This is a genomic window from Acidobacteriota bacterium, assembly GCA_004299485.1.
Taxonomy (GTDB): domain Bacteria; phylum Acidobacteriota; class Terriglobia; order Terriglobales; family SCQP01; genus SCQP01.
Genome location: SCQP01000020.1, coordinates 96977 through 123120, shown reverse-complemented (window position 1 = coordinate 123120; position 26144 = coordinate 96977). Strand labels below are relative to the sequence as shown.

The window sequence follows — 26144 nt, the reverse complement described above, 5'->3', positions numbered from 1 at the left end:
CCTGTTCGTGAGTTCAGTTCCAGCGCGCCAGCAGGCGGCCCGCAGGCGAATATTTGACGACCGTGTGGCCGTCAGCAGAGTAGAGGTCGTTGTGGCCGTCCACGGCGAGGCTGTACGGGCCGGGAAGGGTCTGGAACAGTTTCCCGCCGCCGATGTTGCCGATCGTGCGCAGCCGCCGGCTGTGCGCGTCGAACTCCTGCACCAGGCCGTGATCATAATCGGCGGCATAGACAACGCCATTGGGACCGACACAGGTTCCAGACGAGTTGCCCAGTTTACTTGCAGGCCTGCCTATGGCGCGAAAAATAAGCAAGGTCTTGCCCGCAAGCGACAGGGTCTCGACCCGGTCGTTTCCCCAGTCATCGAGGGTAAGGCTGCCGTCGGGCGTGACAGAAATGGTCTGCGGCTGATTCCACTGATCGCGACCCGATCCCTTGTGGCGATGCCAGGAGGCAATCAGCGTGCCATCAGGGGAGAACTTTTCGATCAGGTTGCGTTCTGCAACCGAAAGATAGACGTCGCCGTGGCGATCGACAGCAAGGTGAGCTGGCCCCTGGAACCCTCCGGCAAGATGGCCGAACGCCCGGAGCAACTTCCCGTGCCGAGAGAGCTCCAGGATTTGTGCCCTCCCGCCATCGGTGACATAGACGTCCCCTTCCGGATCCAGCGCAATCCCGACGGCTGATTTGAAGCCGCGCCAGTCGGCGAGGACGGTTCCATCGGGGGAAAGTTTCAGGATGCGCGATTGGGACGCCTGGTTCGTATCGAGCAGGTAGACGTTGCCGGCGGCATCAAACGCCATGTTGTCCGGTTGGACGAGACAGAGATGACATGGTGCGGAGAACGCCGCGAACAAAGCGAGCAGCAGTAGCGTCATTGGACGTGGAGATCGAGCAGCGGCCGGAGTTCAGGGCCATGAGGTCCAGCTACCACCGCGCCGATGGCGATGACCCGGGTGGGCTGTGAGGGAGCCGCGAGCGCAGTGTGCAACGGGCCGAAGCGTAGGCCGATGACTTCGCGCAGCTCCTCGTACAGAGCCGTGTCTTCCTGCGTCGCGCCACAGCCGCTGGCGGGAACATAGGCATCGAGCCTAACCCGGGGATTGACCAGCGACCCCAGCTCCAGCCGGATCTCATTGCCGTCTTCGTTCACACCGAGCAATCGGGCCTGCACGCGGTAGACCGGGACCGAGGCGCCAGGCGTAAGCTGCTCGATCTGTTCTACCGTAGCGAACTTGGCTGCGCGCGAGGCCGCGACCGCGCCTCCCAGCAGTTTCGGCAGCGGCGCGCCACAGGGACGGTGGACGATGGCCGTACTGCGATGCGAGCCGAACAGGTCAGTGCGGAAGTGGTTCCACGAACCGTCGTGGAGAGCAAAAAACAAGACTGCGGCCACGATCACAAGGGCAATAACAATGATCAGCCCGTTACCGACGCGGCCAGCCCGCTTCTTGCGCGCCAATCAGGCTCTCCCGCCCTTGCGGCTGCGCTTGGCTTCCACGCGCTTGCTCACCAGGACGAGAAACTCGCCGATGGTCCCACATGCTTCCCAGTCGGACTCATTAAAAGGATGCACGCCAAATTGCGCTTCCGCCTGCATGAGCAACTCGGCGATATCGATTTCATCGAGATTGAGATCCTCACGGAAAGAAGCGTCGGGAGTAAGTTCCGCCTCTTCAATCGCCATCTCTTCGGCGATCATGTGTATCAGCTTGCCCTCGAGCTCGGTCTGCTGGCGCGGTCTCTTTTCTCCCGGCTTGGAAGCTTTGGCCACCTTGGCGGGGGGAGCGGGTTGGTTTTTGACCGCCGGCGTGGACTTTGGGGCTGGTTTTGCACCGCCATCCTTCCCGTTCTTGGCACTCTTGGGTGTTTTGGCGCCGTTTTCGCCGGCCCGTACGGTTTTGGCAGGCTTGCCGTTGTGCTTGGAGGCTTTCGATGACGGTGGCTTGGCCATAAACGTTCATTTTACACTGGCTTATGACCTCAACCGCACAGTCGCCGCTCTACGAATTTTTCGGGCGCGGGGGCTTGCTTCAGAGGGCTCACCCGGCATATGAACAGCGGCCGGGCCAGCTCGATATGGCGCAGGAGGTCGCGCTGGCGCTGCGCGAGCGGCATCATCTGCTGGTCGAGGCCGGAACCGGAACCGGTAAAACGCTCGCCTATCTGTTGCCGGTGCTACTCAGCGGGCGCAGAGTGTTGCTTTCGACGGGCACCAAAAATCTGCAGGAGCAGCTCGTTCAGAAGGATGTGCCGCTGCTGGCGGCAGCTCTGGGGCGCGAGCTCAACGTCGTGACCGTCAAGGGGCGGCAGAATTATGCCTGCCTGCATAAGATTCGTGAACTCGAAGTCCAGCCCGCGCTGCTCGCGCTGGAGGAGCTGGAACAGTACCGGCGCATCCGGCAATGGGCCGAGACCAGCCCGACCGGCGATCAGGCGGAGCTGGATTTCCTGCCGGAAAGTTCACCGCTCTGGAACCGGCTGAGCGCCCGCAAGGAAAGCTGCACCGGCTCGAAGTGTCCGCTATATGAAAACTGTTTTCTGACGCGCCTGCGACAGCGCGCATCCGAGGCCGACCTGGTGGTCGTGAATCACCATTTATTCTTTGCCGACCTCGTGCTCAAGGGCCAGGACCTGCCCGGCGTTCTGCCGCCCTATGAAGCCGTTGTCTTCGACGAGGCCCACGAACTGGAAAGCGCCGCTTCGCAGTACTTTGGTATCGCGGTCAGCAGCCATCAGATCGAAGAGCTGGCGCGCGACGTCGCCATCACATTGCGCAGCAGCGGCCACACGTCGCCCGAACTGCAGCAACGCATCGAGCACTGGCGGATCGCGGCTCAGAAGTTTTTTCTTGCGCTTGCCAAAGGAGAAGGCCGCACGCCGCTGACGGAGCGCGAGAAGTTCCTGATCGATCACGAGGAACTCTACGACGGCTTCATGAACGGCGTTGACTACATCGCCAGCGGCCTGGAGGCAATCGACGACAAGCCAGAAGAGATTCACGTCAGCCTGCGGCGGCTGGCCGAGGCACGCAGCAAGCTCGCCTACCTGATGGAGTCTGAAGAAGAAGGCGTGGTGTACTGGGTCGAGCGGCGCGGCCGGGGCGTGTTCGTGCAGGCTTCGCCGATTCAGGTGGCCGACCGCATCCGCGAGCTTTTGTTTGAGGCGACCGACACGGTGATTCTCACCTCAGCCACGCTGACGGTTGAGGAGAACTTCGACTACATGCGGCAGCGGCTCGGTCTGGAGCACGCGCACGAGTGCATCGTCGCATCACCGTTCGCCTACGAGCGCCAGGCGCTGCTCTATCTGCCCGAACACCTGCCCGAACCAAACGCACCCGAGTTCACGGCGGCCGCGGGTGAGGAAATCATCAAGTTGATCGAGGCCTCGCGCGGCCGGGCGTTTGTACTGTGTACCAGCCTGCGGCAGATGGAGGCCTTCGCCAAGCTGCTGGCAGGCCGGATGGAATATCCGCTGCTGGTCCAGGGCACGGCGCCGCGGAATCTCTTGCTGGAGCGCTTCCGTGCGACGCCCGGCGCGGTGCTGGTAGCGACGAGCAGCTTTTGGCAGGGTGTGGATGTGCCCGGCGAGCAGTTGAGTCTGGTGATCATCGACCGGCTGCCCTTCGCCTCGCCCAGCGACCCCGTTATCGCCGCTCGCATTGCCCTGTTGCGGAACGAGGGCCGCAACCCATTCACGGAATTTCAGATTCCGGAGGCAGTGCTGACGCTGAAGCAGGGTTTAGGGCGGCTCATCCGCTCGACGCGCGACCGCGGCGTGCTCACCGTCCTCGATCGCCGCATCACCAGCAAGCCCTACGGCCGCACCTTCCTCGCCAGCCTGCCTCCGTTTCCGCGCACCGCGCAACGTGACGCCGTCGTCGAGTTTTTTGGCGCGGTTAGCTCCGCAGCACATTGACTGGATTGATGCGGGTGGCGCGGCGGGCGGGGATGGCGCAAGCCAACGCGCCCACGCCCAGCAGCACCGGGGCCACAATCAGAATGACTGCCGGATCAGTGGCGTGGACGCCAAACAGCAGGCTGGCCAGGAGCTTGCCCGATGCCAGTGCGGCAATGATGCCCAGAATCAATCCTGCGATCACCGGTGTGAGGCCCTGGCGCATCACCATGCGAACCAGGTGCCCGGCGCGCGCGCCCATGGTCATGCGGATGCTGATTTCGCCGGTGCGGCGCTCAATTGAGTACGCGATCACGCCGTAAATGCCGAGGGCAGCGAGGAAGAGCGCACAGAGCGCGAAGGCGATGACCAGCGCCATCTGGAAGCGGCGCGGACTGACCGAGGAGCTCACGAGGCTGGCCAGGGTCTCAATCTTCGTAACGGCTGCGTCGGGCTGCACGCTCCAAACCGTCTCGCGGATGCGTGGCGCCAGCGCCGCAAGTGGCGCGTCGGTTTTGAGGGCGATGGCGACGCCGCCGGGCTCATTCCAGGTGTAGGGCAAATAGACTTGCATGCCGGGCTTGGCTTCGAGGCCCATGGTGCGGACGTCGCCGACCACCCCAATCACGTGAAAAATAGGGCCGGTCGGATCGGCGTTGCGGAAGATCTTGCCGATGGGATCCTGGCCGGGCCACTGCTCGGCAGCGGTAGTGGCAGAAACGACGGCTGCCATGCTGGGACCTGGGCCGAAGCCCTTAGTGAGATCGACCGGCTGATTGCTGTTGTTGGCGGGCGCGAGTGCCGCCTGCAGTGCCGAGGCGACTTCGGCATCGGTAAACGTCCGGCCACGCAACATGGGAATGCCGACCGCCTTAAAGTAGTCCGGGCTGACGGAGCTAAACACGGCCAAGGGGCGGTCGACCAGCGGGCGGGTGTCGTCTGGACGCGAAAGCAGATCGGTGTCGTTGGTGCCCTGCGTGGGCAGGTTGTCTATCAGTCCGACCGTCTGGACGCCCGGAAGCGCCGCGAGCTTGGCGAGCACGCCGTGATAGAAGGCCGCGCGCTGGGCATGATTGCCGGGCCAGACAATGCCGGTTTCAACGACGTGCTGATCCTGAAAGCCTTTGTTGACGCCGAGCAAATCGAGATAGCTGGCGGCGAGCAGACCCGCCACGATGAGCAACAGTGCCGCCAGAAACGCCTGCGCGCCTACCAGCCACGAACGCGTCCGCATGCCTTTACCGGAATCGCTGGCGCTGCGGCCTCCGGAACGTAGGGCCGACTGCGGATCGGCATTGGCGGAGCGCAGCGCAGGCCAGATGCTGAAGACCACCCCGCAGAGCAAAGCCAGCACGATGGCGAAGAGGAGGACGACAGGATTGAGGCCGATCTCGTCGAGCCGTGGAATGCCCGCCGGAGCAGCGGAGACGAGCCAGCGCAACGCTGCCCAGGCAGCCACGATACCGATCAACCCGCCGATGCCGGCGAGCACCACGCCTTCGACCACCGTTTCCCGCACCAGCCGGGCTTTGCCCGCGCCCAGAGCAACCCGGATGGCAAGCTCGTGCCCGCGCGCGTGAACCCGGACGAGCAATAGATTGGCCAGGTTCAGGCACACGATCAGCAGAATGGCGCCGACGGCGGCCAGCAGCAGCCAGAGCCCAAAACCACTACTACCCACAATCTGGTCGCGCAGCGGTATGACTACCGTATTGACAGTCAGATGAGCGGGCGCATGCGTGGCGGCCAGGAAGTTGGCTTCAATCACGTTGAATTCTGCGCGCAGGCGCGCATCGCTCACACCCGTCCGCTTACGGGCAAAAACGATCTCGTTGAAGTTGCCCACATTCTGCGCCTTGGCGAAGTTAATGCCCGCGGGCTGGAAGACCTGCACCGGGTGGTCCGTCGACCCGCCAAACAAGGGCATGAGTTGGGTGGCGTTAGGAAAATGCAGCGATGCCGGCATGACGCCCACAATGACGTTGGGGTGGCCGTCAAGATCGACGGTTTTGCCGAGGATGGCGGGGTCGGTGTGGAATTCACCGCGCCAAAAGGCGTCGGAAAGGATGATCTCGTGCGTCTTGCCGGGTTGATCCTCGGCGTCGGTAAAGTTGCGGCCAAGCTCCGGCGTCACGCCGAGGGTTGGAAACATGGTGGCCGAAATGTCGGCGCCATACACCTGGCGCGGACGCGATCCGTACGCCGTCAGCACCCAACTGTTAGGCTGCATGAGGCCAATGTTGGTGATCAGTTGCGAGTGCTGCTGCCACTGATGGTAGGCACGGGCATTCACCGGGAAGAAGGGGTACTTGCCCGTGAATTGCGGAATCGACTGCGCCAGGAAGACGAGCTGTTGCGGCTGCGGAAAATTGAGGGGACGTAGCAGGGCGCCATCCACAATCGAGAAGATGGCTGTATTGGCGCCGATGCCGACTGCCAGCGTGATGATCGCCACCAAGGCAAAGGCGCGCTCATGGGCCAGGCGGCGGACAGCAAGTTTCAACTCGCGCATATGGGGTCATACGCACGAAAGGCCCTGGCGGGTTCCGTGAAAAAAGTTCTCAGTTTTCAGTTCTCAGTTTTCAGTGCAACCAAACGTTTGCGGGTCTAGGGGATGGCGAAAGCCGCGGGAGGGATGCGGGCGCGGGTTTTGGCGGCTTGCCCTTAGGCGGCACGGCCCGCGGCCCGCGCCTCAGGCGTTGCAGCCGCAGCAATTCCGTTCTGCCACCACCCCGCGCATCGCCTGCCTTGCCCGTAGCGCGATTGGCCACCTCGGCACTTGCGCCACCGCAGCTCCAACCAGCAGCGCGCCCAACTGGCAACTGAAAACTAATAACTGACGACTTCGCTTTAATGACATCGCTCCCCCCGCCGGGGCTGCCCGCCTGCGTTCCAAGTGGGTACGAAGCTGGAGTTGAGCAGGTTTCGAATTGGCTTGATCATCGACGTGATCGAGGCGGTCATGAGACCAAAGTCCAGGTGCGCGACATCGTCGTCTGGCCGGTGATACATCGGTTGCATACCAAAGCTGGATACGGTCTGTGCCACGACACCGGCGTAGGCAAGATTGATGTTGTCGGAGCGGCAGAAGAAACGCTGCGCTGGGTGCGGGTCGCTCACGAGGTGGGCGCCTTCGGCGGCCATGTGCGGCCCGAGATTGCTCCGGTCCCAACCCGTGAGCCAGAGCGTATGCGCGGGAACCTTGGAATCGGGCCAGCCAATCATCTCGAACTCGATATTGGCAAACATCTGCTGGAGTGGTACGGGCGGATGGGCTACAAAATAGCGGGCGCCGAAGCCGCCATCTTCCTCGCTGCCGAAGAAGGCAAAGTACACCGTCCGGCGCGGCCGCGGACCGAGCGCCAGCATGCGCGCCAGATCCAACACCGCCGTGCAACCGCTGGCATCGTCATCGGCGCCGTTATAGAGATCATCACCCTGATAAGGACGGCTGGGAATGATGCCGAGGTGATCCAGGTGCGCGGTGAGCAGCAGTACCTTGGCTTTCGGGTCGGTTCCACGCAGAACGCCAACCACATTCGCCGTTGTGCCAAGGTCAGGAGTGGCCTGCCGCCAGGGCTTGTCTTTGGGATAGCCGGGCGCGATCTCGATGTACCCGCCCCGATCGCCGGCAGGCGCGATGCCGTAGACGTGCAGCTCGCTCGCGATGTAAGTCGCCGCCAGTAACTCGTTGCGCGTGCCACTGCCGCGCCCCTCGAGCGCATCACTCGCCAGAAATTGCTCGTGTGCCTCGATGCAGGTGCGGCAAGCGGCGCCGGGATTTTGCGCAGCCGAAGAGGCTGGAGTTTGCGCGAAAACACAGCTCGAAATGACCAGTGCGGCGAAAATTGAGCTCAGGGCACGAAACATGTGCATCAGTGTATCATTACATCATGAGGACGACGGTAACGCTGGACCAGGACGTATACGAAGCCGCCATGCACCTGTCGCGCGCCTCCGGCAAGAGGCTGGGCAAGGTGCTCTCCGAGCTGGCGCGGCGCGGAATTAAGCAGCAGCCGGCGGCGCCGAAAAAGCGCAAGCCGGGGGAATGGAAGTGGCCGACCTTTGATGTACCTCCAGACGCGCCAATCATCCCCGCGAGCCGGATCGAGCGCTATCTGGATGATGAAGGCTACTAGCGATCCGCTGCTGCTGGACGTGAACGTGCTGCTGGCGCTCGCGTGGCCAAGCCATCAATTTCACCTCGCCGCCGAGGCAGCACTCACCGGTCAGATTTGGGTTACGTGTGCCATTACAGAACTGGCGTTTGTGCGGCTGTCGATGGTGGCTGCGGTCGTGGGCCTGCCGCAATCAGCCCCTACGGCCTTGGGCGTCCTGGGCAGCATGACGGCCGATCCACGCCATCGGTACTGGTCTGACCTGCCGGACGTGGGCGATGCCAGTCGTCATCGAGCTTTCGAGCGCGTGATGGGACACCGCCGGGTGAACGACGCCTATCTGCTGGAACTGGCGCGGCGCAAGGGCGGGCGGCTGCTGACCTTCGACCGGCGGCTGGAGGCGCTGGGAGCCGAGGGCGTTGCGGAAGTGCTGGCCCCCTGAGCCAGGGGGCCTGTATGCTCGGGCTATGCGGAAGATAGCCCTGGTAGTCACATGTTTCGCCTGCACGGCGTTTGCGCAAGTCAATCCGAATCAGTTTGCGGCGATGCGCTGGCGGCTGGTGGGGCCGTTCCGCGCCGGGCGCGTGTCCGCCGTAGCCGGTGTACCCGCCGATGCCTCAACCTACTATGAAGGCAACCCCGAAGGCGGCGTCTTCAAAACCACCAGCGGCGGCACGGTCTGGACGCCAATTTTTGATCACGAGCCGGTGAGTTCGATTGGCGCCATCGCGGTTGCGCCCTCCAACCCCAACATTATTTATGTCGGCACGGGCGACGTGGTCAATGTGGGCGGCTCGGTCAACGAAGGCGACGGCGTTTACAAGTCCACCGATGCCGGCAAAACCTGGAAGCACCTGGGACTGGACAACACCCACCATATCAGCGCCATCTTAATTGCCCCGCGCGATCCGAACCTGGTGCTCGTGGCGGCCCTGGGACACACCTTTGCACCGAACGCTGAGCGCGGAATTTACCGCTCGACCGACGGCGGTGCCACCTGGCGCAAGGTCCTGTATGAGGGGCCGACCGCAGGAGCAATTGACCTGGTGGCCGATCCACAGAATTTTCCGGAGATGTTCGCGGCCTTCGAGCCCCACGCGCCGGGCGCGCCGGAGGGCGATGCGTGCATCTTCAAGTCAACCGATGCGGGCCAGCGTTGGAGCGAAATCAGCGGCCATGGCCTGCCCGGGTTGCGTGGCCGGATCGGCCTCGCTGTCGCCGGGCATACACAGGGGGAGCGGGTCTTCGCGATTACGACCGCGGGGCTCTATCGCTCCGACGATGCCGGCGCAAATTGGTCGCGCGCCACCGACGACCCGCGCATCGTCGGCAACGGCTACTTCAGCAGGGTCTATGTCGCACCGGACAATTCCAACGTGGTTTACGTCATGCAGACCTGCGCCTATCGCTCGACGGATGGCGGTCACACGTTCATTGCCTGGAAGGGCGCGCCCGGCGGGGATGATTATCATGAGATGTGGATCGACCCAACGAACGGCCAACGCATGATTCTCGGCGTCGATCAGGGCGTCACCTTTTCGCTCAACGGCGGCAAGCAATGGAGCCTGGGGTGGTACAACCTGCCCAACGGCCAGTTCTACCACATCGCCGTCGACCACCGCTTTCCCTTCTGGATCTATGGCACGCAGCAGGATTCCGGCTCGGCCGCGGTGCGCAGCCGCGGCGCCTTTGGCGAAACCACATTTATGGACTGGCGCCCGTCGGTGGGCGCGTATGAGTTCGGCTATATTCATCCCGACCTCAGCGACCCCAATTACGTCTACGCGACCGGCGGCGGCGCAGCCTTGAACCGCTACGACTGGAAGACGAAGCAGATTCTCGATATCAGCCCGCCCGCCGAGTTGGGCGGTATGCTGCTGCGCTACGCCACCAGTCCGCAGGCCGAGTCGCCCGAGAACCCGCGCGATTTCTATCTGGGCGCGCAGGCAGTGCTGGAGACGCAGGATCGCGGCTTGCATTGGGCGCGGATCAGCCCGGACCTGACCGGTGGCGGCCGTGCCGCGATTACCGCACTGGCACCATCGCCGGTGAACGCAGCGGTCCTGTGGGTGGGCACCTCGGATGGGCGCGTGGAGACGACGCGCGATGGCAAGGACTGGACCAACGTAACCCCGGCAGCAATCCCGGAGCGCACTGCGATTGCGATGATTGAGCCCTCACTGCAAGCGCCTGCGACGGCCTATGCCGTCTTCGACCGCCATCGAGCAAACGACTTTGCGCCCTATATCTATCGCACACGCGACACCGGCAAAAACTGGGCCCGGATCACCTCTGGCATTCCCGGCGGCGACTTTGTACACGTGGTGCGCTCCGACCCCAAGCAGCCGGGCCTATTGTTCGCCGGCACCGAACACGGCGTCTTCGTCTCCTTCAACGACGGCGATCACTGGCAGCCGCTGCTACTCAACCTACCCAACGTCGCCGTGCGCGATCTGGTGGACTACAGCAACGATCTCGTCGCGGGAACCTACGGCCGCGCCCTCTGGATTCTGGACGACCTGAGTCCCCTGCGCGCGCTGGCACGCGCTCCCTCGAACGATGCCACCCGGCTCCTCGCGCCGGAGGTGGCGATCCGCGTGCAGCCCGACGTGAACTACGACACACCCTTTCCACCCGAAATGGCCACCGGCACGAACCCGCCCGCAGGGGCAATTCTCAACTACTACCTCGCTGCGCGCGCACGCCAGATCACTCTCAGCATTTACGACAACACCGGCCAGCTTGTGCGCACCCTGACCAGCACCCTGCCCGCGCCGCAGCAGCCGCCGCAACTGGAAATCCCCAATTACTGGCTGGCGCAATCCCACCCCTTGCCCACCGCGGCCGGCATGCACCGCGTCACCTGGGATCTGCGCTACGCGCCGCCCCCAGCGTTCGAACACTCGCAGCCTATCGCTGCCCTCATCCATCAGACTCCGACCGACCCGCGCGGGCCGTTCGTAACGCCGGGCCGGTACGAGCTGCGGCTGGATGTGGACGGCCGCGTCTACCGGCAGCCGCTGACCGTGACCATGGACCCGCGCATCACCACGTCCGCCGCAGGCTTGGCGCAACAGCGCGATCTCGGCCTCGCCCTCACCGCCGCGATGCAGGCCAGCTATGCGGCAGCGCAGCAGGTCCAGACGGCCGAGATCCCCAACCTCAGCGCCGCGCAACAGCAGCAGCTCACCGCCCTCCGCGCCAGCGGTCGACAGCGCTTCCGCCGCCACGCCGCCGCGCCCGCAGGCCCGGCCAGCTTCCGCCGCTTGAACACGCAATTGGGCAATCTCATTACCCTCATCGAGCTCAGCGACGACGCACCCACCGCGACTATGGAGGACCATTATCAGCGGCTCTGCCACGAGCTCCAGCACTCGTTGCAAGCATGGACATCGCTTGCGCCCCATCGCGCCGCCGTGCCGCGGGTGACCTGCCAACAGCCATGACCCGGTGAACATGGCCTTTTTGCTTCCGCCGCGGGCCGAAAGCAGTGTACGATGCCCCTTCAGGGCTCTCGGCTATAGAAATCATTACAGGAGAAAAGCATCATGACGAGATGGAGGCAGTTTTACTGGCTGGCGCCGGCACTGGCGCTCGGCCTTATCACCGGCGCGGCGGCGCAGTTCCGGCGCCCAACGCCGAACCCGCATCCCAACGACTGGTTCCGCTACGAACCGAACGTCAAAGTGAACCGACCCGTGGTGATTTGGGGAGCGGGCGAGCCGCCGGTCGTCACGCACCATTCCATCCAGATCAACGGCCAGACGCTGAACTACACCGCCACGGTGGGCTTCATTCCGATCAAGAACGCCACCACGCAAGTGGTTGAGGGCTATCTCAACTACACCTACTACGCCAAGGATGGCGTGTCGAATCTGCAGAACCGGGCGATCACCTATCTTTACAATGGCGGCCCCGGCTCAGGTTCGATCTGGCTGCATCTGGGCTCGTACGCGCCGGTGAAGATCAAGCTGGAGCCAAACGGACTTTCCAAGCCGCCCTACACCGTGGTCCCCAACCCCGATACGCTGCTCGACCAATCCGACCTGTGCTTCATCAACGCCATGGGTACAGGCTGGAGCCGGCCCACCAAGCCCGAAAATGGCGCCGATTTCTGGGGCGTTGAGAATGACATCGCCGCCTTCGGCGAGTTCATCCGCTCCTTCAATAACGTGTACGACCGCTGGAACTCGCCCCTGTTCCTTTACGGCGAAAGCTACGGCACCACGCGCTCGGCTGGCCTGGCCGGTTATCTCACCGACCACGACATCCCGGTCACGGGCGTGATTCTGCAATCCACCATCATCTCCTCCGCATCGCACGCCGGGCCGCTACGTTACGTCAATGCCCTGCCGACCCAGGCAATGACGGCGTGGTATCACCACAAGGTGTCGCCCAATCTGCAAAAGCTGACCGCCGATCAGATGTCGAAGGCCGCCATCAACTTTGCCAGCCATGAATACATGCAGGCGCTCTACGATGGCGCCAACATGACCCCGGCGCAACGCACCAAGGTACTGAACGACCTGCACGACTTCATCGGCTTGCCAGTGAGCTTTCTCGACCAGAACAATCTGCGCATCGATCTTGGCCAGTTTTCGACCGAACTGCTGCGCGGCCAGCATGAGATGACCGGCCGTCTCGATAGCCGCTTCGCCGGCTACCTGCCCGATGGCGGCGCGCAGCGCACGCCCTTCGACATCAGCGACGCCAACATCGAGAACTCCTTCCTGACCGCGTTTGAGAACTACATGCGGCACGATCTGAACTGGAAGGATCCGGACATCTACTACGTGCTCGGCGGCGGCATCGGCCGTTGGTCGGGGGAGTACAACACCGTCACCAATCTGGAGGACGCCTTCGACCGCAATTCCGACCTGAAGCTGTTTGTGGCCATGGGTTACTACGACTTCGCCACCGTCTACGGCGCGGTGGAATGGATGCTGTCCCACATGAAGGTCTCACCGCAAGCGCGGGCGAATGACATCATGACCGGCCATTACCAGAGCGGCCACATGATCTACATCGACACCAAGGCCAGCATCAAAATGCGCAACGACCTGCGCACCTTCTACCAAAAAGCGCTCGCTGGCCGGCCCTAAACACAGCATCACTCGCGTATACCGACGGGGCCGGAGCCATCCGGCCCCGTTTTTTGTCGACGCAGAAACAAGCAGTATCCTAGCTACATGAAGATGGGGCTCAAGGAGGCCAACCAGAATTTCTCGCGGTGGCGGAAGGGCACGTTAGTCAAAGAGGTTCACGCCGTCCGATGGATCACAGCCACTGGAAGCGGTCAAGCTGCGGGGCGGCCCGTCCATCGTTGAAACTCTGATGGAAGTTCGCGAAGATCGTGTATAGCGCACCGGCCTTTTGGGATACCAGTGCGCTGCTGTGCGCCTACTTTGACGAGCCGGGATCAGCAAGAGCATTGATTTGGGCCAGGCAGTTCAGCATCGTTCCGCCCGCATCCTCACCGTCGAGCTAACCGGCGCCCTGCGGCGGCGGCGAGAGGACGGCACCTTGAGTGCACAGGCGTGGTCAACTGCCCGGCGCCGGGTTACCGAGGACCAGAACGGTTGGTTGCTGGTGGATGTGGACGTTGCGGCGTTGGCACAGGCAGAATCGATTGCCGAGCAACAGCGAGTACGAGCGCTGGACGCCATTCATCTCGGCACTGCCGTGCTCGTCGCGAACGGTTGGCCAGAGCCGCTCCCTTTCTCACCGCCGATCGCCGCCAGTACGAAGCCGCCCTGGCACTGGGGCTGGCGGCACGGCTTTTGGCATAATCAACAGGTATTGCAGATCGCAGACCCATGCCGGTAGCGCAGGCGGCAACCAATGCCGCCGCCCGCAGCCACCACCACGCCGGATGGCCGTGGCTGGGGAAATTCCTGCGCTCCGACCGGCTCTATTTCGGCCTCGCCATCTTCATCGGCATCATCACCGGACTGGCAGTGGTGGCCTTCCGCCTCTCGATCGATGCGATCACCGCGCACGTGCTGCTGCCCGTCGCGCAGAGGCCGCTGTGGCGCGAGATTGCGGTGCCGGTTGCGGGCGGACTGGTAGTTGCGTTTCTGGTAATCCGCTATTTCTCCGGGGCGCGCGGCAGCGGCGTCAACCAGACCAAAGCGGCGCTGTACATCTACGACGGCTACATCTCGTTCCGGACCGTGGTGGGCAAGTTCATTACCTCAGCCATCGCCATCGGAACCGGGCAATCGCTAGGGCCGGAAGATCCTTCCATCCAGATCGGGGCGGGCCTAGCCTCACTGCTCGGCCGGCGGCTGCGGTTGTCGCGCTCCAAGCAACGCTTGCTGGCGCCGCTCGGTGCTGCCGCCGGACTGGCGGCGGCGTTCAATGCCCCGATCGCCGCGATGCTGTTCACCATCGAGGAGGTCATCGGCCGCTGGAGCTCGGGCGTCATCGGCGCCGTGGTGCTGGCCGCGGTTTCGAGCACCGTGGTGGCGCGCGCGTTCTTCGGCGATCATCCCCTGTTCCAGGCGCCGCCGTTTGAACTGAAGCACCCCTCCGAACTCGCTGCCTATGCGGTGCTGGGCGTCATCGGTGGCTTTGCCTCGCTGCTCTTCGTCAAGCTGGTGGCGTCCTTGCGGCCCCGCTTCCGGGGCGCCTCGCGGCGATCCAAGTACTTCCACCCCGCACTGGCCGGGCTGGTCATTGGCGTGATCGGCATCTGGTATCCGCAGGTCATGGGCGCGGGCTACGGCGCCATCAATAGCGCCATGGGCGGCTCGTACCTCTGGCCGACGTTGGCGATCCTGTCGCTGCTCAAAATTGGCGCCACTGCGCTGTCATTTTCCAGCGGTACGCCTGGCGGCATGTTCGCCCCCACCCTGTTCATCGGCGCCATGATGGGGGGCGCGGTCGGCGGGGTCGAGCACCTACTGCTACCGCGTCTGACCGCTCCGATGGGCGTGTACGCTCTCGTGGGCATGGGCACGGCCTTTGCCGGCATCCTGCGCGCCCCCATGACCTCAGTGTTTCTGGTGGTAGAGGTCTCCGGCAGCTACGATATTGTGCTGCCTCTGATCATCTCCAACGCCATCGCGTACTATATTTCCCGCCGTTGGCAGCCCACGCCCATCTTCGAGCTGCTGACCCAGCAGGACGGCATCACTCTGCCCTCGATGGAAGAACGGCGTGAGGAAGAAGTGCTGCACGTCGAGGATGCCATGCGCTCGCCGTACGGCGGCGGCAGGCTGGCGCCACCAGTGGTCGACGCCGCCCGGCCCGTGCGTGAGGCTTGGCTGAAAGCGCAAACCGCGCCGCGCAAATTCGTGCTGGTGGATGGTGGCCGCAGCGCCTGGTACGGCGTCACGCTCGACATGCTGGCGCCGCTGGTGGTCCGCGCCGAAGAGGAGCGGCCGCTGCTCGAAGTCCTGCAGCCGGAGTGGCGCCTGCCGGTGCTCTATCCCGACCAGCCGCTCGAGACCTTCTTGCGCGAAGCCGGCGACGAGCCGCTCCTGCCGGTCATTCATCGCGCCAACGGCCTGCTCCTGGGCGTGCTCACGCTCACCGACGCGCTGGCGGCGTACCATAGAAATCAGAGTTCCTGATGAAGAGTTGGTGGGCCATCCTGCTGCCGCTGGCCATCGGCGTGATTGGCCTGGCGGAGTTCATTCCGCGCTTCCGCACCGGTGCCTTCGGCACGCAGCAGATCTTCGGCCTGGTGATCGTCGGCATCTGCTTCGGCATCGCCTGGGGCGCCGCGTCGGCGCGTTTCAAGAAGCCAAGCGCGTAAAGCCAAACCAGCCCCGCTGTAGCCCGGCGGAACAGTCCGCTTGCAGCTTTGACATCAGGAAAAGCCGCACGCATCCGCCCGGAGCGGATGACACCAACGCTGGTTTGGCTCTCGTTAGAGCGGGTCGCGCAGCCGCAGCCCGGGAATCGGCATAAAGCCGGCATCGTGCGTCCACAATTCGCGCGCCCCGTTCTCGCGCGCAATGAGCGCGATCTGCAGGTCAAAAATGCGGGCGCCGCGAACATCCAGTTTTCTGGCCAAATCGCGCAATGCCGATTCGGTTCCTGGAGTCGGAAACCAGAGTTGCGCTCCGGCGGCGCCCAGATCAGCCAAAATCCACGCCGCCTCGGCCGGTGTGGCCGGTCGCGCTCCCGCGCTGCGTCCCGTGATCACGCTCCAAAACTCGGCGATGACCGGGAAGGGTACACCCCAACCTTCGGGATGCGAACGCGCCTGCTCGATCGCCGCCTGTGCCGCTTCATGCTGCGGCGAGGTCTGGCCGGCTGCGTACACCAGCAGGTTGGTGTCGATCGCGATCACTTTTCTCCGAGCTCTCGGGCGAACCATTCATACATCCTTTCGCGATTCGCGACGTCGAAGCCGGGTGCCAATCCTCCAGGATAAGTGTGCCACTTGAAGGGGCGCGGCTTTTTCGGCTTCGGCGGGCCGATGTGCGCTTCGCGGCGTAATGCTTGCTCGAAAAATTGCCGCAGGGTACACCGTCGCCGCGCCGCTGCCACCTTGACCTCGATCATGAGATCGTCCGGCAGATCCACCGTGGTTTTCATGTACCCAGTTTACCGTAAAACAGGTATTCAGGCCCCGGCCTTCATCCGGCCTAGCCGTTCACCCGCGTTTGCACCACCGGCTCACGATCATCCTGGAACTGGTATTTCAAAGTGGGTGAGCGCCTGCGGCGAAGCTCGGATCAGCCAGCGCTACGGCCATGAGAATAACTCCACAGCCGTGCACCAGATGTCTCCCCGCAACCACTGCTCCCAGCTGCCGAGGACGTAGCCGGCGAGAACAAAACCAGACCCATGCAGGGGCGGCCCGACCCTGCAAACAACTAGGCAGGGGAGCAGCCGGGCTGGGGCTCCAGGGGACTCCAGCCTGGCCGCGCGTCAAGCGGGTGGCGCGGCCCAGCCACGCCGAAAGCTGCGCCAGTCAATAGATGTGCGCCCGGCGCTACAATCGAAACCGATGCCGACTCACACCATCATCGAACCGTTCCGCATCAAGTCGGTCGAGCCGATCCGCCGCACCACGCGTGAAGAACGCCAGAAGCTGCTCGAAGCCGCCGGCTACAACCTCTTTCTCATCGCCTCGCGCGACATCCTGATTGACCTGCTCACCGACTCCGGCACCAACGCCATGTCCACCGAGCAGTGGGCCGCCATGATGCGCGGTGACGAGAGCTACGCCGGCGCGCCAAGCTTCGAGCGTTTCCGCGACTCGGTACAGGCCATCACCGGCTTCAAACACGTGATTCCGACGCATCAGGGCCGGGCCGCCGAGCGCATTCTCTTCAGCGTGCTGTGCAAAAAGGGCGATGTCGTCCCCAACAACACCCACTTCGACACCACGCGCGCCAACTGCGAAGCCGCCGGCGCCGAAGCGCTCGACTTGCCCATCGCCGAGGCGCTGACGCCCTCGCTGCGGCATCCCTTCAAGGGCAACATGGATACCCCCCGGCTCGAACATACCATCGCGCAGACCGGCCGCGACCGCGTGCCGCTAGTCATGCTGACGGCCACCAACAACTCCGGCGGCGGCCAGCCCATCTCGCTCGCCAACATCCGCGCCGTGAAAGACATCTGCCGGCGCTACAACATTCCGCTCTATCTCGACGCCTGCCGCTTCGCCGAAAACGCCTACCTCATCAAGCTGCGCGAACCCGGCTACGCCGATTGGACGCCGCGCGCCATCGCGCAGGAAATGTTCCGCCTCGCCGACGGCTGCACCATGTCCGCCAAAAAAGATGGCATCGCCAACATCGGTGGCTTCTTATGCACCAACGACGACGCCGTTGCCCAGCAGGAAAAGAATCTGCTCATCCTCACCGAAGGCTTCCCGACCTACGGCGGCCTCGCCGGCCGCGACCTCGAAGCCATCGCCGTCGGTTTGAACGAGGCGCTTGATGAGGACTACCTCAACTACCGCATCGCCTCCACTGCCTATTTAGGCGAGCATATTGCCGCCGCCGGAGTGCCCATCGTCCAGCCGCCCGGCGGCCACGCCATTTACGTAGACGCCCGTGCATTCCTACCGCACGTTCCGCCCGCGCAATTCCCCGGCGTTGCGCTCGCGGCCGAGCTGTATCTGGAGGGCGGCATCCGCTCAGTCGAGATCGGCACCCTCATGTTCGACCGGGCCGCCAAAATGGACCTGCTGCGCCTGGCCATCCCGCGCCGTGTCTACACGCAGTCGCATATCGACTACGTGGTCGAAGTGATTCTCGAAGTCTGGCGCCGCCGGCAATCGATTCGCGGCCTGGAACTGACGTATGAGGCGCCCTTCCTGCGCCACTTCAGCGCCCGGCTGCGACCCGCTCATTCATAGCGCAGAGCGTCGATGGGGCTGATGAGCGAGGCTTTGCGCGCCGGATACAGACCAAAAACGATCCCCACGACAACGGAAACGCCGAAGGCGACGACAATCGAGAGCGCACTGACGACGGTGGGCCAGCCCGCTGCCCACGAGATGGCCCGTGACAAAGCCACGCCAAACAGTACCCCGATAGCGCCGCCGCTGAACGAGATCAGTACCGATTCGATCAGAAACTGCCGCAAAATGTCGCCGCGCGTGGCGCCAGTGGCGCGCCGCACGCCAATTTCGCGCGTGCGTTCGAGCACCGTGGCCAGCACGATATTCATGATCCCGATGCCACCAACCAGCAGCGAAATGGCCGCAATGGCGACCATCACCAGCGTGAAAATGCGCTGCTGGCTCCGCTGCTCCGCCATCAACGCCGCCGGCACGACCACGTGAAAGTCCGAGACGCCGTGATGCGTCGAAGTCAGAATGGCGCGCGCCACCGTGGCCGCGGCGGTGACGCTCGTGCCCGGATGCAGCGCCAGGTCAATGCCGTCGAGCGGATCCTTGAAGCTGAAATCGGCGTCCCAAACCCGATACTGAAACGCCGACAGCGGCGTGTAGATGGCGCCGTTCAAATCGCTGCCGCCGCTGCCGGGTAACTGCGGCTGCGGCAGCAGCACGCCAATCACGCGCCACCAGGCATTGTTGAACTTCAGGTACTTGCCCAGCGCCCGGCCGTAGCCGAACAAGGCGACCTTGGCCGCGGCGCCCAGCACGCAGTCGGCGGCGGCCGCCTGCTCGTCGGTGGCATCAAAGAACCGTCCCTGCGCCAACCGCAGGCCATGAATCTGCACGTACGGGGGCGCCACGCCCAGTACATCCGGTAGCGGACCGTTGGGCGCGGGCAGCAGATCATGCGGCCGCATCTCGCGCCGCGCCGAAACCCATTGCACGCCGGGCACATCGGCCTGCAGTACGCGCATGTCGCTGTCGTCCAGACCGTGCGACAACTGCCGCCGCTGCTGCAACTGCGCTTCGCTGGTCGAAGGAATGGAGTTGACCAGCAGGTTGTTCAGTCCCATGCGGGCGATCATTTCGATGGACTGCTGGCGCGCGCCGGCGCCGATGGCGAGCATGCCAATCACCGCGCCCACGCCGAAGATCATGCCCAGCGCCGTCAGCGCGGTGCGGATCTTCTGCTGAATGAGATTCTGTCCGGCGAGGCGCAGGTCTCCTGTATAGCGTTCCCAGTTATCCCTTGGCGCGGGCCTCAGCCCGGAGCTGCGCTCTTGGACGCTCATGGCTGCGTCTCCGCCTCCGCGCCTGCCGGATTGCTGAGCGCCACCACCGTTCCGGCCGGAATGCCTGAAATCGCAACCCGCGTCGATCCCTGCCGGATTACCTTCACCGCTTGCGGCGAAAAGGCCCCGTTGTGCTGCACGTACACCACCGGCTTTCCGTTTAGCTGAAACAGCGCCTCCGCCGGCACCCACAGCACGTGCGGCAGGGTGCTCAGCACGATTCGCGCCTGCACGTCCATGCCTGGACGGAGCGTGGCGTCGCTGCCCTCCAGCCCCAGCACGCAGGTCGCGCCCTGGTTGTTACTGAAAAAGCTCTGTTGAATTCCGGAGACGCGCACCACGCGCGCCGAAAACACGCGCCCTGGCACGCCTTCAATCTGCACCTCCGCCGCCTGACCTTGGGCCACGTAGGCGCTGCCCGCCTCGCTCAGCTTCGCCTGCACCTGTAACTGGCCCAGATTGGGGATTTGCGCCACCACGGCGCCGGCCGAGACCTGATCGCCCACTTGAAACGGCTTGACTGCCATGCCCCGGTAGAAGACCCCCGAACCCCGTGGATTGGACTCAACCGCCACGTATCCCGCGCGTGTCGCCCGCAGCGTCATGGCCGCAATGTAGCCGCCTGCCGCCGCTGCCTGCGCCTTGGCTTTATCTTCCGCTGCCTGCTGAATGGCGATCAGTCCCTGGCCGCTGGCGCGTTGCTTGGAGACGTCCTGTTCCCACTGCGCCAGCTCGGCCCGCGCCGAGCGCAGCACCAGCAGATTGTTGTTGGCATCAAGCTTCGGCAGCAGCGGATTTTTCCTTACCGCGATCGCCGCCAACTGCACTTCGGAGCGCGCGTGCTGTAACGAGTAGGCGTTTTCAATGTCTTGCGCCTTGGCTTGGTCCTCGGCGGCGGCCACATTCGCGGCGGCCTGTGCCGCGGCATTTTCCGCTTGCGCCAGCTTGAACTCCTCTTGCCCGGTATCAAAACGCACCACCACATCGCCCGGTTTGACTTCAGAACCCGCCGGCAGCATAAAACTGATGCGCGGCCGGTCGCCGCCTATGCTGGGCGCCGTCAGCCGGTCCGCCTGCCCACCCTGAAGCGTTCCCTTGGCATAGGCAGTAACTTGCACCGTTCCGAATTCAACCTGAAAGGTTGGGATGGCAGAACCGGCAGCCGATCCCTGCAGCAGTCGACGTCCGTAAATGACCGCTGCGGCAATGCAGCCAGCGATCACGACGATGACGATCACCAGGCCCCAGCGCATCGGCCGCCGCGGCTGGACCACGCTCCCGGGCGACGCTGCCGGCTGCGGAGCACCCGTCAACTGAGGCATGGCTTCGCTCATGGCTGTGTGCCCTCGAGCCCGGCCGCGCCGGCTGGATTCGCCGTCTTGCGCGGAGCCTTGGTGCCCGGCTGCACCAGCGCCACGCTCGCCCCCGCCCCGAGGCCGCGAATCGCCGCTTCCGTAGGATTGCGCCCCAGCAGTGTCACCCGCTTGGGCTGGTAGTGCCCGGCCTGCTGCACGTAGACGATGGCATGCCCATCGCGTGTGAAAATCGCGCGCGCTGGCACCAGCGCCACTTGGTGCAGCTCGCGGGTAATCACCTTCATAGTCACCTTCATCTGCGGTCGCAGCCGCGCATTCGGATGCGTCAGCGACGCTGTGAGCCGGAAAATGCGCGGCGGCGGAAAGCTGCCGCTGAAATCGAGACTCGTCAGCCCCGCAATGCGCTCCACCGCCCCCGTGAGCTGCACTTCCGGCAGCGCCGGCGCCTGCGCCGTAATGGCGTCACCGATATGCACCTTGCCGCGGTCGGTCTGCTCCAGGTCGGCGTCCACTTCAAGCGTCTGCAGGTTGGGAATCTGCGCGATCTCATCGCCGGCGGAGACCACATCGCCCACGCGGTAGGGATGCGGATCGTTGAAGTTGCGGTAATTCATGCTGTAGGTCACCACGCCCGCCATCGGTGCCCGCAGCGTCGCCTCCGCCACCGTGGCCTGCTCGCGCTGCAGTTGCGCCGCCGCCTTGTCGCGCGCTTCGCGCAGCGATTGCACCTGCGCCGCCGCCGCGGTACTGTGCAGTTTGCCGCTGGCCTGCTGCGCGCTGACTTCCGCTTTGGCGGTGGCCAACTTGCCGTCGGCTTCCTGTCCGGCGATGCGGCTCTGCACCGACGCTTTCCGCGCATCGTTCTGTGCCGTGCCCGCGGCGACCTGATCTTCCACCAGCGTCAGCACATCCTTCTGGTGCGTAACCTCCGCTTCGGCTTCCGCCTGACTTAGCTTGGCTTGCGCAGTCTTCAGCGCCAGCGCCAGTTCGGTGGCCTTCTGCTCCAGCCCGGAAACATCCAGCCGGATCACCACCTCCCCTTTTTGGACCTCGCTGCCGCCCGGCGCCAGGTAAATGATCCGCAAGCTCTCCACCCGGTTGGGCGCGATCAGCACCCCCGCCTGCCACGCAGAAAGCGTCCCGCGGCAGCTCACGTACTCGTCCAGATCGCCCATCTGCACCTGGGCGCTGGGCAGCTTCTGATCCCCGGCCGCAGCGCGCCGCACCAGCCAACTCCCGCCGCCCACGATGGCGGCCACCGCTACAATCCAGCTAATCCAGCGCCGCTTCGCGCTCACGGATCGCTCCTTTTCACCGGAGCTGCCCCCAACCAGGGAGCGTCAATTTGAATCCACGGCCCGGCAAACACCAGCACCTGCACCGGCCGCTGCTCGCGCCGCCCCTTCACCACGCTCCACACAAACGCCGCGCCATTCTCGTACTGCACATCTTCGCGCGGCACCAGCCAGCCTGCGTGCGGGTTCGACTTCACCTGCAGCGAGGCGTTCAGATCCGGCAGCGCGCGCGGGTCGCTCCTGTCCAGCGCAAACGTGGCGTTGAACATGTGGATGGGCGTGCCCAACAGCCCGACCGCAACCGGATTCAACCGCAACAGATGCGCCGGCAACACCAGCCCCGGATAGGCGTCAATCCGCACCTCCGCCTTGGCATGCGCAGGCACCCAGGCCAGGTCCACGTCACTGACTTGCGCCTCGACCAGCATCTGACTGGGATCGAAAATGCGCACCAGCGGCACGCCGTTATACAACTGCATGCCTGGCACCGGCTTGCCATAAAACGGCGGCAGCGCCAGTGCCAGCATGCCCTCCATGGGCGCGCGCAGCAGCATCCGATTGCTGTCGGCCTCGGCCCGCTGCCATACCTGCTTTTGCTCATCCCGCTGCAGTGCCAGCGCCTGCAGCTTGGCTTCAGCCTGCTTCGTGAGCCACGTCCCTGATTCACGCAGGCTCTTTACATGCGCAGTCGCATCGGCCAGGTCGACTTGATCCGTGGCCACTTGCAGCCCGGTGAGCACCGCACCCTTGCTCAGCTCGAGCCGCGCCTGCCGCTGATCCGCCAGTGCCTTGGTCAGCTCCACCGACCGCTGTGCCGCATCCGCCGCGTTCTGCGCCTTCTGCTGCTTGACCTGCGAGCTCAGGCTGCGGTACTGCGTCTGCGCCTCCGCGGCGCTGTCCATGAGGAGGGTGCGATCAAACGCCGCCACGACTTGCCCCTTCTTGACGCGCGTGCCGCTCGGCGCGATATACGAAAGGGTCAATTGCGAGAAGTTCTGATTGAGCTGCGGGACCAGCAGCGTGGCCGACTGCTCGGGCACAATGGTTCCGGTCACCCGCACCGTGCGCTGCAGCGTGCCCCAATGCATCTGCGCCACGTCCCGCGCCGCAGCGGCCGCTGCGGCCGGCGCATGTGCACACCCGCTCGCAGCAAGCGCCAGAGCGACACTTAGGCCCATCCCCGTAATCCTCGCTAATCTGCGGGTATGCCTTCGCATGCGCAACCGCCGCTTACTGCCCGTAGTGTACGCCCAATCAGTAGGAGCAGATACTCTCGCCGCGCGTTCTACTTTTCTACATGTACTCGAAGCCCGTACACGACCAAGGGCCCGCGCGCGCGGTTGTAGCCGGGGTTGTTGAAAAACTGCACGTCCGGCGCCACCGCAATCCAGCGCCATACGTGTAGGTTGTAATAGAGTTCTTCGATCTGCTCGCGCCCATAGCTGAGTCCGCCATCACCCAACTGAAAGCCAAGACCGCCCGCGGCCAGATACTGTTGATGGACTCGCGAAATGCCGTTGCTCATGATGGCGATACCGGCGTGATCCTTTTTCCGCCCCCACAATTGACCCCCAACTTGAACGCCTGTCTCCAGCGCATTATTCACCGCCGTATAGCTGTAGCTCTCCTGCGCGCCATCGTTCCAGCCCACGCGGGCAAACACGCCCAGGTCCGCACCCACCGCCTGCTGCCAGTTCGCAGCGAGGCCATATTCCGAGGCTGGAATGGCCACCGCGTTCACGTCGGGACGCAGCGTCCGGCCCGCGCGCCACGCCGCCAGGGCGTTGACGAAGCTGCCCATCTTTGCGTGGCTGTCAAAGAACAACACGCGAATCGTGCCGTTCGATTTGGCGGCATAGTTCCAGTCGGCTTCGGCATTCTCCGCCCGGAAAACCGGCAGGTTGAGGCTCAGAAACTCCTGATTCGGCAATTTCGACATGAGCGCTTCGGCAAAGCGCAAGGTCCAAGGCCCATCATCGTATTCGCCGTAGCCGGCATAGGTATAGCCGCGCGTATTGGCGGCGTAGTCCCAGGCGCCATTATTGTCGGCGGTCCAGTTGAGGAACTGCTGATGATCAGAATTGGCGTAGTCGTTGGTGTCGAAAAAATCAGCCAGTGACATCTTGCCCAGGTAAAACTCCAGCCGGCGCCGGTCGAGGCGCTGCGCCAGCTCCAGAAAATTCGGCGTGTTCTCGATCTGCCCGCCGCCCAGGCCAAGATTCCAATGCAGCATGCCCCGCGCCGGATAGGGCGCCGCCGTCAGCGCCGGCCCTCCTCCCGCCCGCACAGCATCGAGATTCGGAAAGCCGGCCAGACCCACCGTGCCGCTCAGCCCCGAACCCGCCGACGTCTCTTCGTCGTACAAGAACTCCAGCCGCGGCGTGAGCCGGATGCCGAGAAACAGCGTTTCAACCGACGAGGTCGCCGTCCCCGCAATGTTCATGAAGCTGTTCGGCCCGGAGTATGCCGCCGCAAACGCGGGATTGTGCTGCGTCACCAGATTCCACTGCGCCGCATACCAAATCCGGCTCTGCTTCTTCTTTGGCTTGTGCTGCTTCTCCGAGACGGGTTTCGGCTGCGCGGGCGGCGTCGCCGCACACGTCGTCGTCACCATCGTTGCCACAATCAACGCGGCCAAATAAACGCGCACGAATTCCGTCCCCGAGGGTAAATGGATGTTACTGCGGCAAGCTACTTCGGCGGCCGGAGCGAGATCTGCAAGAAAACAACTACAGCGATACCCGCCGCAAGCACGATCGGCACCAAAAACAGCACCTTCTATTGTACCGAGCGAATCTTCACCGGAACTGGTCGGGACGGCGAGATTTGAACTCGCGACCCCTTGCACCCCAAGCAAGTGCGCTACCGGGCTGCGCTACGTCCCGAATCCGGTGAAGGTGGCAGGGAAAACTACGGGGTAGAGCTAGTCTAGCACGCGCAGTCCGGGCACTCAGCCGAGCACCTGCGAGTAGCCCAGCCATTTACGCAAGTAGCCAAGCTGGCCGAGGTGGTAGCCCTCGTGGATGGTGAAAAACTGCAGCACGCCGCCGAGCTTGCCATCGGCGCTGGGCAGCCCCTCTGGCGCTGGCCGCGACAACACCTCCGGCGGGGCAGCGTCCATCGCCGACGCCAACTGCTTCGACACCTCCGTCCAGGCGCGCAGGATTTCGCTCGCCGCCGGGTAGGCTTGGCCGTCGCTCGGCTTGGCGCCGGTGGCGAACAGGCTCAACCACGCCTCGTGCCGCTCTTGGCCGAGCAGCTTCAGGATTTGGCTGCGCTCCCAGACCAGGTGGCCGGCGATCCAGAGGATGGAGTTCGATTTGTTTCCAGGTTTCCGCGGCCAACGCTCCGGCGCAACCCCATCAACCGTTTTCTGGAGGAGGCCGGTATTGAATTGAAAGGCCCAGGCCGTGCGGGCCGTTACGTCTGTCATCTCACTGTGTGAGATTCACGGACCGCGAGCAACGATTCAATTTCCCCGGCGGTCGAGAAGGGCGGTAATGGCGGCAACTTCCGCGCGTACTTTCTGCAGCAGCTCCCGATCGCGGCTGCCGTGCAGCGGCAGCGACGTCTGGGCGCGCTTACCCTGTTCGCTCTTCAGTTTTTGCCGCGCGCCGGCGATGGTAAATCCCTGCTCGTGCAGCAGCATCTTGATCTGCAGGGCCAGCTCGACTTCTCGGCGCCGATAGAGACGCTGGCCTTTGTTGCTCTTGCCCGGCTTAAGCGCCGGAAACTCGCTCTCCCAGAAGCGCAGCACGTAGGGCTCGACGCTCGCGAGGCGCGCCACTTCGCCAATCTTGAAGTACAGCTTGTCAGGGATGACCGGCTGCCGGGACACTGGACCAATGGTATATCAGTTTTTCAGTATTTCAGTTGCAGGCTCGTAAAGACGCAGCGCCCGCCGAGGCCATGCGG

The 26144-nt window shown here is 63.9% G+C and carries 23 protein-coding genes and 1 tRNA gene; 9 read left to right on the top strand and 15 right to left on the bottom strand.

Translation table 11 applies throughout. The features are described 5' to 3' along the window. Positions 1-13: 13 nt before the first annotated feature. Genes EPN33_14970 through EPN33_14960 form a run of 3 tightly spaced genes read right to left on the bottom strand, consistent with a single transcriptional unit; the run spans position 14 to position 1953 of the window. A complete protein-coding gene (locus tag EPN33_14970) occupies positions 14-877 on the bottom strand; it encodes a hypothetical protein (protein ID TAN20665.1) in 864 nt (287 codons plus the stop codon). After that, a complete protein-coding gene (locus EPN33_14965; protein TAN20664.1) occupies positions 874-1461 on the bottom strand; it encodes a hypothetical protein in 588 nt (195 codons plus the stop codon). Before EPN33_14965 ends, EPN33_14970 begins: the two co-directional genes overlap by 4 nt. Beyond that, entirely contained in the window at positions 1462-1953 is a 492-nt protein-coding gene (locus tag EPN33_14960; protein TAN20663.1) for a hypothetical protein, read from the bottom strand. It abuts the gene before it with no gap. Between the two features lie 23 nt (positions 1954-1976). Between EPN33_14960 and EPN33_14955 the strand changes: the two genes are divergently transcribed. After that, complete coding sequence (locus tag EPN33_14955) at positions 1977-3920, top strand: ATP-dependent DNA helicase (GenBank protein TAN20662.1); 1944 nt, start codon at positions 1977-1979, stop codon at positions 3918-3920. On the opposite strand, the gene EPN33_14950 is transcribed toward EPN33_14955, so the two are convergent. Next, entirely contained in the window at positions 3901-6411 is a 2511-nt protein-coding gene (locus EPN33_14950; GenBank protein TAN20661.1) for an ABC transporter permease, read from the bottom strand. The two genes, EPN33_14955 and EPN33_14950, sit on opposite strands and share 20 nt — an antisense overlap. A 338-nt stretch (positions 6412-6749) precedes the next feature. Then, positions 6750-7769, bottom strand: coding sequence for a M20/M25/M40 family metallo-hydrolase (locus tag EPN33_14945; protein TAN20660.1), 1020 nt, complete (start codon positions 7767-7769; stop codon positions 6750-6752). Positions 7770-7792: 23 nt separating this feature from the next. On the opposite strand from EPN33_14945, the gene EPN33_14940 reads away from it, so the two are divergent. The 7 genes from EPN33_14940 to EPN33_14910 all read left to right on the top strand — a co-directional run bounded on the left by EPN33_14940 (position 7793) and on the right by EPN33_14910 (position 15779). Next, positions 7793-8038, top strand: a complete 246-nt coding sequence (locus tag EPN33_14940; protein ID TAN20659.1) for an antitoxin — start codon at positions 7793-7795, stop codon at positions 8036-8038. Continuing rightward, positions 7968-8459, top strand: coding sequence for a PIN domain-containing protein (locus EPN33_14935; protein ID TAN20658.1), 492 nt, complete (start codon positions 7968-7970; stop codon positions 8457-8459). Before EPN33_14940 ends, EPN33_14935 begins: the two co-directional genes overlap by 71 nt. A gap of 25 nt (positions 8460-8484) precedes the next feature. Next, entirely contained in the window at positions 8485-11463 is a 2979-nt protein-coding gene (locus tag EPN33_14930) for a hypothetical protein (GenBank protein ID TAN20657.1), read from the top strand. A gap of 102 nt (positions 11464-11565) precedes the next feature. Then, positions 11566-13119 carry a peptidase S10 gene (locus EPN33_14925; GenBank protein ID TAN20656.1) on the top strand — a complete coding sequence of 518 codons (1554 nt, stop codon included), beginning with the start codon at positions 11566-11568 and terminating at the stop codon, positions 13117-13119. A gap of 334 nt (positions 13120-13453) precedes the next feature. After that, positions 13454-13843 (top strand): hypothetical protein, encoded by a 390-nt coding sequence (locus EPN33_14920; protein ID TAN20655.1) that lies wholly within the window; start codon positions 13454-13456, stop codon positions 13841-13843. Next, positions 13834-15594: a chloride channel protein gene (locus tag EPN33_14915; protein TAN20654.1), complete on the top strand. Its 1761-nt coding sequence runs from the start codon at positions 13834-13836 to the stop codon at positions 15592-15594. The genes EPN33_14920 and EPN33_14915 overlap by 10 nt, the downstream gene beginning before the upstream one ends. Then, on the top strand, positions 15594-15779 hold the full coding sequence (locus tag EPN33_14910; protein ID TAN20653.1) for a hypothetical protein: 186 nt from the start codon (positions 15594-15596) through the stop codon (positions 15777-15779). Before EPN33_14915 ends, EPN33_14910 begins: the two co-directional genes overlap by 1 nt. A 114-nt stretch (positions 15780-15893) precedes the next feature. Here the strand turns inward: EPN33_14910 and EPN33_14905 are convergent, their stop codons facing one another. Both EPN33_14905 and EPN33_14900 read right to left on the bottom strand, forming a co-directional pair. After that, positions 15894-16346 carry a PIN domain-containing protein gene (locus EPN33_14905; protein ID TAN20652.1) on the bottom strand — a complete coding sequence of 151 codons (453 nt, stop codon included), beginning with the start codon at positions 16344-16346 and terminating at the stop codon, positions 15894-15896. Beyond that, positions 16316-16567: a DUF2191 domain-containing protein gene (locus tag EPN33_14900; GenBank protein TAN20651.1), complete on the bottom strand. Its 252-nt coding sequence runs from the start codon at positions 16565-16567 to the stop codon at positions 16316-16318. The genes EPN33_14905 and EPN33_14900 overlap by 31 nt, the downstream gene beginning before the upstream one ends. A 415-nt stretch (positions 16568-16982) precedes the next feature. On the opposite strand from EPN33_14900, the gene EPN33_14895 reads away from it, so the two are divergent. Continuing rightward, positions 16983-18341: a tryptophanase gene (locus EPN33_14895; GenBank protein TAN20650.1), complete on the top strand. Its 1359-nt coding sequence runs from the start codon at positions 16983-16985 to the stop codon at positions 18339-18341. Here the strand turns inward: EPN33_14895 and EPN33_14890 are convergent. The 8 genes from EPN33_14890 to EPN33_14855 form a co-directional block, all read right to left on the bottom strand. After that, complete coding sequence (locus EPN33_14890) at positions 18332-19618, bottom strand: ABC transporter permease (GenBank protein ID TAN20649.1); 1287 nt, start codon at positions 19616-19618, stop codon at positions 18332-18334. The genes EPN33_14895 and EPN33_14890 overlap by 10 nt on opposite strands. Next, positions 19615-20952: an HlyD family efflux transporter periplasmic adaptor subunit gene (locus EPN33_14885; protein ID TAN20648.1), complete on the bottom strand. Its 1338-nt coding sequence runs from the start codon at positions 20950-20952 to the stop codon at positions 19615-19617. The genes EPN33_14890 and EPN33_14885 overlap by 4 nt, the downstream gene beginning before the upstream one ends. After that, positions 20949-22232, bottom strand: coding sequence for an HlyD family efflux transporter periplasmic adaptor subunit (locus EPN33_14880; GenBank protein ID TAN20647.1), 1284 nt, complete (start codon positions 22230-22232; stop codon positions 20949-20951). The genes EPN33_14885 and EPN33_14880 overlap by 4 nt, the downstream gene beginning before the upstream one ends. Further along, entirely contained in the window at positions 22229-23626 is a 1398-nt protein-coding gene (locus EPN33_14875; protein ID TAN20646.1) for an HlyD family efflux transporter periplasmic adaptor subunit, read from the bottom strand. The genes EPN33_14880 and EPN33_14875 overlap by 4 nt, the downstream gene beginning before the upstream one ends. Next, complete coding sequence (locus tag EPN33_14870; GenBank protein ID TAN20645.1) at positions 23515-24879, bottom strand: porin; 1365 nt, start codon at positions 24877-24879, stop codon at positions 23515-23517. Before EPN33_14870 ends, EPN33_14875 begins: the two co-directional genes overlap by 112 nt. Before the next feature lie 158 nt (positions 24880-25037). Continuing rightward, positions 25038-25114: transfer RNA gene (locus EPN33_14865), tRNA-Pro, on the bottom strand. Between the two features lie 65 nt (positions 25115-25179). Continuing rightward, on the bottom strand, positions 25180-25662 hold the full coding sequence (locus tag EPN33_14860) for a DinB family protein (GenBank protein ID TAN20644.1): 483 nt from the start codon (positions 25660-25662) through the stop codon (positions 25180-25182). Positions 25663-25698: 36 nt separating this feature from the next. After that, the gene (locus EPN33_14855; GenBank protein ID TAN20643.1) at positions 25699-26076 is read right to left on the bottom strand and encodes a MerR family transcriptional regulator; all 378 of its coding nucleotides are present in this window, start codon (positions 26074-26076) and stop codon (positions 25699-25701) included. Positions 26077-26144: the final 68 nt, after the last annotated feature.